15 protein-coding genes are annotated in these 12388 nt (G+C 53.4%); 4 read left to right on the top strand and 11 right to left on the bottom strand.

Features of this window, described 5'->3' with window-relative positions; translation table 11 throughout:
* Nucleotides 1–34: 34 nt before the first annotated feature.
* Both ACQYWX_RS02495 and ACQYWX_RS02490 read right to left on the bottom strand, forming a co-directional pair.
* A complete protein-coding gene (locus tag ACQYWX_RS02495) occupies nucleotides 35–1855 on the bottom strand; it encodes an ABC transporter ATP-binding protein (RefSeq protein WP_431687775.1) in 1821 nt (606 codons plus the stop codon).
* Nucleotides 1856–2021: 166 nt separating this feature from the next.
* Nucleotides 2022–2504, bottom strand: a complete 483-nt coding sequence (locus ACQYWX_RS02490; RefSeq protein ID WP_431687774.1) for a DUF4442 domain-containing protein — start codon at nucleotides 2502–2504, stop codon at nucleotides 2022–2024.
* 129 nt (nucleotides 2505–2633) lie between these two features.
* Between ACQYWX_RS02490 and ACQYWX_RS02485 the strand changes: the two genes are divergently transcribed.
* A complete protein-coding gene (locus tag ACQYWX_RS02485; protein ID WP_431687773.1) occupies nucleotides 2634–2906 on the top strand; it encodes an acyl-CoA-binding protein in 273 nt (90 codons plus the stop codon).
* Between the two features lie 198 nt (nucleotides 2907–3104).
* Entirely contained in the window at nucleotides 3105–3422 is a 318-nt protein-coding gene (locus ACQYWX_RS02480; protein ID WP_216738847.1) for a site-specific integrase, read from the top strand.
* A 21-nt stretch (nucleotides 3423–3443) separates the two neighbouring features.
* On the opposite strand, the gene ACQYWX_RS02475 is transcribed toward ACQYWX_RS02480, so the two are convergent.
* From ACQYWX_RS02475 to ACQYWX_RS02460, 4 genes are all read right to left on the bottom strand, one after another.
* A complete protein-coding gene (locus ACQYWX_RS02475; RefSeq protein WP_431687772.1) occupies nucleotides 3444–3800 on the bottom strand; it encodes a hypothetical protein in 357 nt (118 codons plus the stop codon).
* A 129-nt stretch (nucleotides 3801–3929) separates the two neighbouring features.
* Nucleotides 3930–4901 (bottom strand): hypothetical protein, encoded by a 972-nt coding sequence (locus ACQYWX_RS02470; RefSeq protein ID WP_431687771.1) that lies wholly within the window; start codon nucleotides 4899–4901, stop codon nucleotides 3930–3932.
* A 17-nt stretch (nucleotides 4902–4918) separates the two neighbouring features.
* On the bottom strand, nucleotides 4919–5422 hold the full coding sequence (greB, locus tag ACQYWX_RS02465) for a transcription elongation factor GreB (RefSeq protein ID WP_431687770.1): 504 nt from the start codon (nucleotides 5420–5422) through the stop codon (nucleotides 4919–4921).
* Nucleotides 5423–5451: 29 nt separating this feature from the next.
* Entirely contained in the window at nucleotides 5452–5889 is a 438-nt protein-coding gene (locus ACQYWX_RS02460) for a hypothetical protein (protein WP_431687769.1), read from the bottom strand.
* Between the two features lie 590 nt (nucleotides 5890–6479).
* Between ACQYWX_RS02460 and ACQYWX_RS02455 the strand changes: the two genes are divergently transcribed.
* Nucleotides 6480–7079, top strand: a complete 600-nt coding sequence (locus ACQYWX_RS02455) for a TetR/AcrR family transcriptional regulator (RefSeq protein WP_371824079.1) — start codon at nucleotides 6480–6482, stop codon at nucleotides 7077–7079.
* 133 nt (nucleotides 7080–7212) lie between these two features.
* On the top strand, nucleotides 7213–7509 hold the full coding sequence (locus tag ACQYWX_RS02450; protein ID WP_431687768.1) for a hypothetical protein: 297 nt from the start codon (nucleotides 7213–7215) through the stop codon (nucleotides 7507–7509).
* Nucleotides 7510–7578: 69 nt separating this feature from the next.
* Here the strand turns inward: ACQYWX_RS02450 and ACQYWX_RS02445 are convergent, their stop codons facing one another.
* The 5 genes from ACQYWX_RS02445 to ACQYWX_RS02425 form a co-directional block, all read right to left on the bottom strand.
* Nucleotides 7579–9012, bottom strand: a complete 1434-nt coding sequence (locus tag ACQYWX_RS02445; RefSeq protein WP_431687767.1) for a sensor histidine kinase — start codon at nucleotides 9010–9012, stop codon at nucleotides 7579–7581.
* The gene (locus ACQYWX_RS02440) at nucleotides 8999–9679 is read right to left on the bottom strand and encodes a winged helix-turn-helix domain-containing protein (RefSeq protein WP_216738855.1); all 681 of its coding nucleotides are present in this window, start codon (nucleotides 9677–9679) and stop codon (nucleotides 8999–9001) included. Before ACQYWX_RS02440 ends, ACQYWX_RS02445 begins: the two co-directional genes overlap by 14 nt.
* 71 nt (nucleotides 9680–9750) lie before the next feature.
* On the bottom strand, nucleotides 9751–10557 hold the full coding sequence (gene djlA / locus ACQYWX_RS02435; protein ID WP_216738856.1) for a co-chaperone DjlA: 807 nt from the start codon (nucleotides 10555–10557) through the stop codon (nucleotides 9751–9753).
* Nucleotides 10558–10690: 133 nt separating this feature from the next.
* The gene (hyi, locus tag ACQYWX_RS02430; protein ID WP_431687766.1) at nucleotides 10691–11458 is read right to left on the bottom strand and encodes a hydroxypyruvate isomerase; all 768 of its coding nucleotides are present in this window, start codon (nucleotides 11456–11458) and stop codon (nucleotides 10691–10693) included.
* Nucleotides 11451–12341, bottom strand: coding sequence for an NAD(P)-dependent oxidoreductase (locus ACQYWX_RS02425; protein WP_431687765.1), 891 nt, complete (start codon nucleotides 12339–12341; stop codon nucleotides 11451–11453). The genes hyi and ACQYWX_RS02425 overlap by 8 nt, the downstream gene beginning before the upstream one ends.
* Between the last annotated feature and the right edge of the window lie 47 nt (nucleotides 12342–12388).

The following is a 12388-nucleotide window of genomic DNA, read 5'->3' as shown; positions in this document are numbered from 1 at the left end:
CTCCTTTCATCGCCAAAAATCGTCAGAGGCCAGCTCAGTGCTGGCGCTCGCCATAAAGCTGCGCATACAGACCCCGTTGCTGCAACAACTCTTCGTGTTTGCCTTCCTCGGCAATGCGGCCGTCTTCAAATACATAGACACGGTCCGCCTGCTTCACAGCGCTGAGGCGGTGAGCAATGATCAGTGTGGTGCGCTGATCGAGAAAGTCCGCCAGCGCCCGATGCAAGTTGTACTCGGTTTCCGCATCCAAAGCCGACGTCGCCTCATCAAGAATCACCACTTGCGGGTCGGCCAGAATCATCCGGGCGATCGCCACCCGCTGCCGCTGCCCGCCCGACAGCCTGACGCCTTGCCGACCGACCAAGGTATCCAGCCCTTCCGCCAAGTTCTCCACGACCGCCTTCAGTTGCGCCACCTCCAACGCCTGCCAGAGTTGCGCGTCAGTATGCGGTCGCCCCATCGTCAGATTCTGTCGCAGGCTGTCATTGAACAACGTGGGGTGCTGCAATACCGTGACTACGTGCTCACGCACTCGATGATGTCCAATCCGTTGAATCGGCACGCCGTCGAACTGGACGGAGCCCTGGGAAGGTGAATACATCCCCAACAACACCTGCACCAGAGTGGATTTTCCGCCGCCGCTGGCGCCAACAAGCGCCGCCTTCTCCCCTGGATTGATATGCAAAGACACGCCCTGCAACACGTCAGGGCCATCGCCATAGGAAAAATGCACATTCTCCACATCCAGCGCGACGGTCCTTTTTCCGGAGAAGGGATTGGTTTGCGGCGGGTAGACCGGCTCCCGCCGCAACTGCAACAATTGATTAATCCTTCCCAACGCCGCGTTGGCGGCGTAGAAACTGTACTGCATGCTCAAAATATCCTGCACCGGCGCCATCATGAACCAGAGGTAGCCGAATATCGCAAACATGTGCCCAATACTCAGATCGGAGTAAAACACTGTCAGCATGGCGGCGGCGCGAAACAGATCCACCCCAAACAGAAACAGCATAAAGCTGACTCTGTTGGCGGCGTCGCTCTTCCATTCGTACTGCACCGCGTGATTGCGAACGCCCCAGGCGTGATCCAAAAGGCGACGAATGTAATGCTGTTCGCGGTTAGCGGCGCGGATCTGATGAATCCCGTCCAACGTTTCCGTCAGCGCTTCCTGAAACAGCTCCAACGCCTGATTTTCCCGGCGCTTGAGTTCTTTGACCTTTTTACCGAGGCGCGTGGTCAGATAAATCACGAAGGGATTAAAAAACAGAATCAGCAGCGCCAACTGCCAGTGCACCCACAATAACACCACCGCAGTGCCGACTATCGTCAACAACGCCACCAGCAAACGGCTAACCGAACTGCCGATGAATTGATCGATGGTATTGAGGTCGGTCACATAGCGGGACGCCACCGCGCCGCTCCCCATAACTTCATATTCGGCCATGGAGATGCTGCTAAGTCGGCTCAAGAGATCCTGTCTGATACGGCAAATGATATCTTTGGAGATACTGGCGAACTGCCTGCCCTGCCACACATTCATGAGCAGCGAAAACGAGCGCAAGACCAGAGCGGCGAACACCATGACGCCTATGTAAAACGTAGCCCCGTGTAATGACTCTGGAGAATACTGGTTAATCAGCGCAATCACAGGACCAGGTTGCTCCAGCAATACCTCATCCACCAGCAAAGGCAACAGTAACGGCACAGGGACCGCCGCCAATGTAGCCAGCACCGCGATCAGGTTCGCCCTCGCCAACTGCGGCTTGTAGGCCAGCACCATATTCCGGATTCGCCGCCAGTCATATCGTTCGTTGGCGGTTTCAGTACGGTCAGTATGGCGTTGTTGGTCTGGCAAAATGTCCTCCGCGACTTACTTCGATCAAACGCAATGAAAAGCGTCTGGGCGACAGCCAGAACGGCGACGCAGACGCCTGTTGCGATGACTCCATTCTAGTGCGACGGCCTGACGGGCGCTAGCCGCATCTCGCCCTCCTCCAATAGACTTTTGCGACGGCTGGCGTTCAGCGCCGCTTAGGCGTCCAGGCCCAGATCATTTCCGCCATGACCGGCTCTTTGTCTTCACTGTCAGTAATCGCAACAGCCACCGTCACCTCGCCTTTTTCAAGTGTCTGAATCGCGTGTACCTGCTCCTCCGTCAAATGGGCTTCCGCGCGCATATCGCCTTTCGCCCGCTTCACGTAATCCAGCTTCATGGTTTTAATGACCGGCACGGCGTGATCCTGCACGTTCATTCCCACCAGGAAACCCGTGGCCGACTCTGCAATCAACGCATTGGCGACAGCATGCACGGAGCCAATATGATTTCGCACGGCGCGACGATTTTTCAGTGTAATAACGCAACGGCGCTGGGTAAGCTCTTCCACGACGATTCCCGTAGTTCCCGCATACTTGACCGTCTTTCCGAAAAACAGAGACAAAGCTCTACTGCGGGCGATCTCCGGCAACAAATTAATTTTGCGGACAATAGACATTAATTTATTCATGTTCTTTACCTGCGTTTATTATTGGGCCCCAGGCGACGAAACCGATCACGGAGAGGTTAAATGACCTTCAGTCAGTTTTGCCGCCGGGCTATAATGCCCTTTCACACCCAAACAGTTAAGGACTATGCAATGAGTGACTTACAAAAAGCGTTCGAAGAAGCGCTCAATTACGTCAAAACCGCCGAGGGCGATTTCTCTCCCTCCAATGAAATGAAGCTGGAAATGTATGCGCTGTTCAAACAGGCCTGCGAGGGCGACGTCAGCGGTTCCCGTCCCGGTATGATGGATTTCGTGGGACGCGCCAAATACGATGCCTGGGCGAAGCTGCAAGGGGTGTCCAAAGATGAAGCGATGCAGCGTTATGTGGACGTCATCGCCGATCTGAAAAAGCGCTACAGCTAAGCGCTTGCCGGGAAACGGGCGCTGCGTTCGTTTCCCTTTGTCTCTCCAATTAGGCTCATCCCAGAGCCCAAAAACCTAACAAAATAATCAACCGGCAAAAGTTTGCAAAAGCTTCATCAAACCAACTTTGCAGGCAACATTTCGTTGTAATAGAATTTAAGGATAATTATAAAAAGAAGAACCAGCGAGGTTATCGTAATGGAAACTGCTGAATTAATGTTGCCGAACGAACCTGAATTTATTTGCCAATTGAAGCAGGCGATTGAGTCGCAGGGCTTCAGTCCCCGCACCGAACACTCTTACCTGCATTGGATTTATCGCTTCATTTCCTTTAATCAAAACCGCAGTCCAAAAGAACTTGGCGAAAAAGACGTGCGTCGCTTTCTGCGCTATGTCGCTACAACACTGAGCGCTTCGCCCGCACGCTGTAAACAGGCACTGAAGGCATTACGCTTCATGTATCAGGATGTGCTGAAAAAACCACTGCCAGGACTGGATGATATGCAACCCGCCTAACGACGATCTTCGGGCCTGCAGTTAGCGCTCTGTCGTAATCAGATAATCGTAAATATGGGTCGTCGGCGTCACGGGCGTGAAGCGAGGCTGAGGCGCATCAGCGGGAATGGATAGCGCCCGAAACTCATCCTGCGTTTCCCTTTTTTCAGCTTGAGCAGTGCGTTCCTTTAGTTCAAAAGGCGCATCAGTCTCTTCTCCCGCCGCTGGAGCATCCAAAGAGCCACCGATGACAGCAGCGGATAAGGCTGTAGAGTCCAGAGACTGCAAAGGAAAGGTTTCGAGCGTCGACTTTTCTTTATACCCCTCCTGAACGTGAACGACAGGAGCTTCCGCCGCCATCGCCTGAGTACAGAAGCAAAAGGATACGGTAACAGACAATAATATTTTTCTTGTTGTGAACATGACTATCCCCAGCAAATATTGATCAGGGTATCGTCCTATTCTATGGACGGCGCAGGCGGGTTCACCGCCTTTCGCCGTCATTCGTGACCAAGTTCACAAGGTGAATTACTTTTCCAGACGGATGTTATCGACAATCATCCACTTGGCGCCGTAATCATGGGTCGTGAAGATGAAGAAGTTGCGCACATCGGATACATCCAGACGACGGCCGGATTTAGTCATGGTCCACTCGTCAAAATCCAGGGTGTAGTCATTCCACCCTTTCTTGGCCTGAAGGCGGATATTAACCCGGTCCTCAAACTTGTCTGTCGGCATGTCCAAATAGAACCCATCATCCAAACGAACAGCTACATGCATGTCTTTCTCGGCATACACGGAAAACGACAGCTTGGAATAGCCTGTCCAGTCGTGAGGAAACTCAACGAAAGACGCGCCGGGAAAAACATCCTGTTTGCGCAATTCGATATACAGCGCCTGCTCGCCATGGCTGGCGTGCTCCCGGGTAAGTTTGATCACCCGTCCTGTCCAGCGCTGACGATCACGTGCGGTTTCAAAATCCGCCAGCACAGGGAACTCTGCGCTTTGATGCAGTGAGATGTTAACCGCCTTCGCCACCGGCAAGCATGTGTACAAAAACGCAGCGATAGCCAAGACACAACGCAGGACGACGAAAGAGCGATGGCGTACGCCTTCCGACGGCATCACCAGCATCAATCCCATCAGGGCGCCGGCGACATCAGCGAACACATCTCCCCATGAAGGAGAACGGCCGATATGCGCCTGAATCAATTCCACCACGCCAGCGAATACGAACGCCGCCACGGGCGTCAGCAACCACAGTCTATTGGCGCCGAACCGGCGTATCTGCGGTAGACGCAGCGCCAACGCCACCACAACGGCGGTCCAGACGACATGACCAAAATCCCAAAGCGCGTTGTACAGCATGGAGGAGCTTTTGTGAGGCCCCACATCCGCAAACAACAAATACAGGCCCGCGACAAACGCCAGACCGAACATCCAATGAAACTTACTTCTCTGAACAGGCGCCTGTGGCGCAGTCGCATACATCATAGTCACCCGCGGAACCAAACGCTTTACGCGCCGCAATATTCAATTTCAATTACAAAATAGGACTTCCGGCCGGAAGGCGTCGTCACTATCACTTCATCATCTACTTGCTTCTTCAACAGCGCCTTCGCCATAGGGGAGTCAACGCTGATGTAACCTTTTTGAGCGCCCAGCTCGTCCGATCCAACGATGCGGTAACGATGCTCATCGCCTTCTTTGTCTTCCAAGGTCACCCAGGCGCCAAAATAAACCCGGCTTTGATCCTCCGGTGGACGATCCACCACCTTGAGTTCATCCAACCGCTTGGTCAGGTAGCGAACGCGCCGATCTATCTCACGCAGTTGTTTTTTGCCATAGATATACTCGGCGTTTTCACTGCGGTCGCCCATTGCCGCCGCTTCAGACACGGCCTTGGTGACTTCCGGGCGTTTTACTTTCCACAAATACTGTAGCTCTTCGCGCAAGGTGCGCTCGCCTTCCGAGGTGATATAACGGGCTTTCGGAGGGCTGGGAGGGCGATAACGACTCATCTTAAGTTCTCACCATAAACTGGGCGCGCTCAAGGACGCTCACGCTTGCTTTTTTTGAAAAGATAAGCGCCGGTGAACGCCGCAATCAAACCACCGACATAACCCACAACGAACACGTATGAGGGAATCAACATTGCGTCGCTTTCTCCGCTCCCGGAACTGAGCGCAAACTGCATAACCGTCAGCAGCCCCCACATGGCCAAAACGTGCCAATACTCCAGGAATCCCGCCATTCTAGCTGTCAGATAGCCCGCCAGACCATCAAAAGCAATACCTACTCCTATCAGAATAGCCATTAGCGCAAAGGCGTCGCTGGGGTTGCCGAGGAATGCCTCAAGCTCCTCTTTGGAGGCGCCTCCTGCATGCATCATCGCAAGATAAAAGCCAGCTATGAGCCGAATGGCGATTATAGAGCCGCCAAGGTCAAAAACGGTTCCTAGAATGACTGCTCGGAAATTCAACGTCATAAGAAAATTAACTGCCGTATCTGCACGATGAGTTGACTGGCGCCGTATGTCCCCTGTTTGATGGCCACCGGTAAGCAGGGACTGAGGCGTTGGTACAGGGTCAAATTCTATCGCGGCGGACAAAAAAAATCCCCTGCAAAACAGGGGATAATCTAGGCAGTGGCTAACGCTCTTAAAAAAAACAACACTCAAGGGCAGGACAACAACTACGTCAACTGGCACATAAAAAAACAAACCTAAAACACTGTGCGTTGCGCGTTTGGGTGAAACCTTCTTTTCACCATCCTTGGAGCTAAGACTACAGGATGGCTTATTGCCCCAAGGTGGATTAATTATTAACCTTTTTTAAAGGGCGGAGCTCGTTTGAAAATATGACTTAACTTTCTGTTTTCAGAGAATATTCAGGGATACTTGACTTTCATCATGAAAAATTCCCGTTTTCCTGCATTCAATAGTTGAATTTAGGGTTCCGCCGCTGTTATTGTCACGAACTAATCTGATGCAATCGGAATACCCCAGGTTAGATAGAGCTAATGCGCCCAGTCAGGCCCCCCGAAGAAGTTGAGCAACTTAAAAGGAATATTCTCGATGTGGCCTTGCGCCTCATCGTTCAGGAAGGATTCGCCGCCCTCACCATGCGCAGGCTTGGCAAAGCCCTCGGCATGACCGCGCCGAACCTCTACAACTATTACCAAAGCAAAGACGAAATCTACGTCACCCTGATGATTCAGGGCTTCAGCAAACTCCGCGCCTATCTGATAAAGAGAGCGGATGCGGAGCAAGACGCCATCGCCCGCGGACGCGCTATCATGCGCGGCTACATTGAGTTTGGACTCAGCCAGCCCGAGCATTATGAGCTGATGTTCTCCTCCCACGCGCCAAAATTCCGTGAATACAAAGGAACAGACATAGAACCTCTGTCCAATCAGGAATACGCGCTTTCCATGGAAGTGGCCAATTTCGCTGAGACTTGTCTGCAGTCAGTCCTGGATCGTGTCGGCCTAAACGCATCCGGCGATCAGCGCCGCACCATGTTGATCGAACTATGGAGTCTGCTGCATGGCATGGTCAGCCTTCATTTGACAGGCAATACCGCTTATTTAACGGATACGCCGCTGGAAACCTACGAGCACATATTGGATTTGCTGCTGCAGCGATTTGTAGATCGCCACCGGGAACAACAAAGCTAAAGCGCTCAGTTTAGGCAAGCCCAGCAAGGCCGGGGCGGGATGGAAAAATTAGGTTGTCTCCTCTATTTTTTGTAGGTAGGTTCTGCACAACCTCATCACCTATCCTAGCGGACAGCCCAGGGAAAAATTCATCATGAAGACCCAAGATATTCTCAATAATGCATTGAACGGGCTCGATTACATCGGCTACCAATTGGAACACTACGGCGTCACAGACAAAGTAAACCGCCACACCGTCCTGGCGTTCATTATGGCGGAGCAAAAGCATATTGAAGGCGAACTGGACAGCATCAGCGCTCGCGTAGGCGTGCAGAAAGCCAGAATTGAGCGGGCGCGCAGGCAAGTGGAGGGGCTCGTGAATACCACCCTGGAAACGGCCGCTTATCCGCTCAAACAAACTCTGAGCCTGATAAGATCACGCCTGAACTAAGTTTTCTCTCGATACGATTGAAGAGGACTGCAGGAGAGGAAGAGCAGGACTTTCCCTCTCCTCTCAACGTCAGCTTGGCAAGGCGGGCGCTTTTCCCGGCGAGTCCTGCTCCGGCGCAGATGCAGCAGGCAGCGCTTTGGGGATAGGTAATTTCATTTCAGCACGCAAACCAGGCTGGTTATCCCTCAACTCCAACGCGCCTTTGTGCATTTCGCACACGGCCTTCACCATACTCAGTCCCAATCCGTTGCCCGGCAAGCCCCGCGTCTTATCTACCCGATAAAACCGCTGCACCACCTTGTCGCGCTCGTCTTCGGCAATACCAGGGCCTTCATCCCATATGCTGATGACAGCTTGGTCAAACGCCCGCAATCTGACACCGACGTTACCGTTTACTGGGGTATATTTGATGGCGTTATCCAGTAAGTTAGCGATGGCCTGGAACAGTAAATCCCGGTCGCCCTTCACGATAATGCCCTGGGCGAGGTCCAGAGACAGCGTCTGAGACTTATCCGCCGCCAAAGCTTCATACAGCTCAACGGCGTCGGCCACCAGGCCATGCAGGTCCACCTCCGAGAAGTTGGCGCTATAGCCGCCAGATTCTATACGCGCGATTCGCAGCAACGCATTGAACGTTTGTAGTAGCTGATCCGCCTCGCCGATAATTTCCTGCACCACGGCGCGGGCATCCTCAGGCAGATCCTTCTGGCATAACAACTCCAGTCGACCGCGGACACGGGTCAATGGCGTTCGCAAATCATGCGCGATGTTGTCTGAGACATGACGAACTCCCGCCATCAGGGCTTCGATCTGGTCCAGCATACGGTTCAAGTGATCCGCCAGCTCGTCGAAGTCATCGCCAGAGCCACGCACTGGAACGCGCAATGACAGGTTACCCTGCATAATCTGACGGCTGGTATGAGTAATCGCTTCAATTCGTCGTCGCGTACTTTTCGCCAGCGCCACGCCCCCTAGAAAGGCCAATCCAAGGGTTATGGCCACCCCCCAGGTCAGTGAGCGCTCGATCAACTCCCGCACCCGGAAAAGGTCAAAGATATCCCGCCCCACTAACAAGCGGTAGCCGCCCCGTAGCGTGAACACGCGCGCGCGCGCCATGTGGGGAGCTGCGAAGCGGCCTCCTGAACGATTCAGATAAAAGCCGATCCAACCGTCCTCATCCTCCACCAAAGCAGGCCACTCATTCAAATTGCCCGCCAGCGGCTGCAGGTCGGAATTGACCAGCAGATACAATGATTCGCCTTGAGGATCGTTCAGTACACGCTCATTCATGACGCTGACCATACCGCGCAGCCCCTGCCGGCGATATTGCTCAGCCAGTCCTTGAATCTCAGCCTGGATGGTTTCGTCGAACTGGGCGGACATGAAACCTACCGTCGCCCAGTAAATGAAGCCTAGAAGGAAGAGTACAGAGGCTGCGAAGAGCAGCATGTACAATATTGCGAACTGAAATGCCGAGGTGCGTAATAGCTTAGGCAGCTTCACGTAGGACGTACCCTGCTCCACGAATGGTGTGCAACAGGGGTGTCTCAAAATCCTTATCGATCTTGGCCCGCAGACGGCTGATATGAACATCGATAACGTTGGTTTGCGGATCAAAGTGATAATCCCACACTTTCTCCAGCAACATTGTGCGCGTCAGAACCTGACCAGGATTGCGCATAAAGTATTCCAGCAAACGGAATTCCCGCGGCTGTAAATCAATGGACAAACCATTTCGCTTGACCGTGCGCGCCAACAGATCCATTTCCAGATCCGCCACTTTCAGCGTGGTGACGACGTCCTGTTGCTGCTGAGAACGACGCAGCAAGGCTTCAATACGCGCCAACAACTCGCTGAAGGAGAAGGGTTTAACCAGATAGTCGTCGCCGCCGGCGCGCAAGCCCTGAACGCGATCGTCCACTTCGCCAAGCGCGCTTAACACCAGCACGGGTGTTTTTGAGCCGCCTGCGCGCAGCATGCGCACGACGGACAAGCCGTCCAGCTCCGGCAACATACGATCCACAAGCAGCAGATCATAACTTTCGGTCGTGGCCATATGCAGGCCGGTTTTTCCGTTTTCAGTGGCGTCCACCACATATCCGCTTTCTTTGAGTCCCTTACTCAGATAGGCAGCTACATCTTTGTCGTCTTCAATAACTAAAACTCGCATTTTTCATCCCCGTCTCTTCACTACCTGATACCACTACAGAAACAGAAGTTCCTTGCCAACAGCGTCCGAACTCATCCGCCCCGCGCCCGCTTGATTTGCTCATAGGCGGTGCGGATCTCCTGAGTTTTCTCCGTCGCTATCTTAACCATTTCCTCCGGCAGGCCCTTCGACACCAGCTTATCCGGATGGTGCTGACTCATCAGACGCCGGTAGGCTTTCTTAATTTCTTCATCAGTAGAGTTTTCATTCACTCCCAGCGCGGCGTAAGCGTCCGATAGACTCGGCGTTTTTTCTTTCGCGCCGGCGTGGAAACCTTCCTGGGCGTATCGCTGTCTGGCGATAGCCATCGCCAGCAAGCCTTCAAATTGATGACGGCTGAACCCCAGAGTTTCAGCCACTTCACGCAGTATGCGTTGTTCATTGGCGTGCAGATCCTGATCCGCCAGCGCAGTCGCCAGCAATATTTCCAGGAACATCTGCAGTAAGTTGGCGCGACGATGGCACTCATCCCGGAACTGTAGCAATACCGCTTGCAGGTCGAATTCCGGCTGTTTACCGCGATTGAATAATTCAATCGCCAACTTTTCCTGTTCCGGATTCAGTTGCATACCCGCCATGATGTGGCGCGCAGCCTGGATTTCCACCTCACTGACGCGGCCATCAGCTTTGGCGACATGCCCCATTACGCTGAACACGGCGGTGAAGAAGGCCGTTTGCACCCGCTCCTGATCGCCTGCGCCCCAGTTCGGCGGTTCTAATTCGATCCGCTGCACGCCGACGTCAAAACTATGTCCGATTGCAGCGCCGAGCAATCCCCCTAAGGGACCACCTAATGCATATCCAAATGCGCCGCCGATAACTTTTCCCCACCAGCCCATTAAATTCCAAGTCTCCAGTCGTCGTCTGATGTTAATTTACTAAGCTGGTAGTTCATTATTTACCCATTGCGTAGTCTAGGTACAGGGTAAATAAACGCCCAGTTAAGATTTAGTAATTTGGGGGCGAGGCCGCTTATTGCAACCACCCCAGCGTATCCCGCGTATTTCCAAGGGGAATATACTCCGCGCTCACCCACCCTTGATAACCCATTTCATCAAGCTGAGAGAAAATATATGCAAAGTTGATTTCGCCAGTTCCAGGTTGATGACGCCCTGGATTATCGGCGAACTGAATATGTCCAATATTGGCGAGATGGCGTTTGATAGTCCGCACCAGATCTCCCTCCATCACTTGCATATGATAGATATCATATTGATATTTAATATTATTCACACCTGATAGCTGAATCGCACGCAACGCCGCTTCTGTGCTGTCGACCAGAAAACCAGGGACATCCAGGCTATTGATCGCTTCCAACGTCAGCACAATACCCTCGTCATTCAGCTTTTTCGCCGCATAGCGCAAATTCTCGGTCAGCGTGAGCCATGCCTGCTCATCGCTTACTGAAACAGGCTTTATCCCCGCCAAGCAGTTCAATCTGGGCGCGCCGAGAGCCTTGGCGTATGTGATAGCCAATTCCACCCCTTCCCTAAACTCTCTCTCCCGGCCCGGAATGCATGCAATTCCGCGCTCACCGGCATCCCAATCCCCAGCAGGTAAGTTATGCAGCACTACACTGACGCCGGCGTTCTCTCGGCTGGCGGACAGTAAAGCTTTATCCCAGGCATAAGGAAACTGCATTTCCACTCCGGTGAATCCAGCCTCGGCGGCCGCCGCAAAACGCGCTTCCATGGGAACGTCGGTAAACAGCATGGAAAGATTGGCGGCGAACTTAGGCATCCTTATGCTCTCCATCAAGACGAATCTGATTAAGCGCCTCTATGTGCAGCAATAGGCCACTGTGGTCCACATTCTCATGCCCGGCTTCCAACAAAGCCTGATATTCCTCGAAAACCTGTTCGGTGAGGGGCAGAGTTAACCCCTCCGCTTTGGCCTCATCAAGGATCATGGTCAAATCTTTGTGCTGTACTCTGGCTGTCGCTCCTGGCTGGAAATCGCGCTCCAGCATGCGGCGGCCGTGTAAATCCAGAATACGGCTTGATGCGAACCCGCCCAACAACGCCTCTCGCACAGCCACCGGATCGGCGCCGCCTTTGGCCGCCAACATTAAGGCTTCGCCCACAGCGCCGATGGTGATTCCCACAATCGCCTGATTAGCGAGCTTCGCCAGTTGCCCAGCTCCATGAGGACCTATGTAGGTGGTTTTACCCAATGCGCCGAAGATAGGCTGGGCTTTGTCATACTGACTCCGCTCGCCCCCCACCATTATCGATAACGTCGCCTGCGCCGCCCCCACCGTCCCGCCTGAGACGGGCGCATCCAGGTGAGCCACCTCTCTTGCTTGCAGATAACCAGCGTGTTTACGCGCTAATGACGGCGGAATAGAGCCCATATCTATGACTAAAGCCCCGGGCGGAACAGCATCTGCAACGCCCTGCCGCATCAGAATGTCGTCAACCACCGGACCGTTTTCCAGCATCAAAATAACGACATCCGCCTTTGCAACCGCCTGCGCAGGCTCGTCAGCAATATGGGCTCGCTCAGCAAACGCTTCGGCCTTTGCGCGAGTGCGGTTCCATAGCGTCAAGGAATAACCAGCGCCTAACAGATTCTCCACCATGGGCGCACCCATCAAGCCGACGCCAAGAAAAGCGATATGCATGGTATTGTTTCCTCTAAAGGTGGGCAGCAGAGTCACCGCAAAAAAAA

Source organism: Hahella sp. NBU794 (assembly GCF_050749805.1).
Taxonomy (GTDB): Bacteria; Pseudomonadota; Gammaproteobacteria; order Pseudomonadales; family Oleiphilaceae; genus Hahella.
The sequence above is the reverse complement of the archived record's forward strand: the minus strand, read 5'-3'. Positions and strand labels throughout refer to the sequence as shown.

Bases quoted from the DNA above. Each gene is read 5' to 3' on its own strand.
- ACQYWX_RS02490 (WP_431687774.1), bottom strand. From the start codon at position 2,504: ATGAATAAATTAATGTCTATTGTCCGCAAAATTAATTTGTTGCCGGAG.
- ACQYWX_RS02485 (WP_431687773.1), top strand. From the start codon at position 2,634: ATGAGTGACTTACAAAAAGCGTTCGAAGAAGCGCTCAATTACGTCAAA.
- ACQYWX_RS02480 (WP_216738847.1), top strand. From the start codon at position 3,105: ATGGAAACTGCTGAATTAATGTTGCCGAACGAACCTGAATTTATTTGC.
- greB (WP_431687770.1), bottom strand. From the start codon at position 5,422: ATGAGTCGTTATCGCCCTCCCAGCCCTCCGAAAGCCCGTTATATCACC.
- ACQYWX_RS02460 (WP_431687769.1), bottom strand. From the start codon at position 5,889: ATGACGTTGAATTTCCGAGCAGTCATTCTAGGAACCGTTTTTGACCTT.
- ACQYWX_RS02450 (WP_431687768.1), top strand. From the start codon at position 7,213: ATGAAGACCCAAGATATTCTCAATAATGCATTGAACGGGCTCGATTAC.
- ACQYWX_RS02440 (WP_216738855.1), bottom strand. From the start codon at position 9,679: ATGCGAGTTTTAGTTATTGAAGACGACAAAGATGTAGCTGCCTATCTG.
- djlA (WP_216738856.1), bottom strand. From the start codon at position 10,557: ATGGGCTGGTGGGGAAAAGTTATCGGCGGCGCATTTGGATATGCATTA.
- hyi (WP_431687766.1), bottom strand. From the start codon at position 11,458: ATGCCTAAGTTCGCCGCCAATCTTTCCATGCTGTTTACCGACGTTCCC.
- ACQYWX_RS02425 (WP_431687765.1), bottom strand. From the start codon at position 12,341: ATGCATATCGCTTTTCTTGGCGTCGGCTTGATGGGTGCGCCCATGGTG.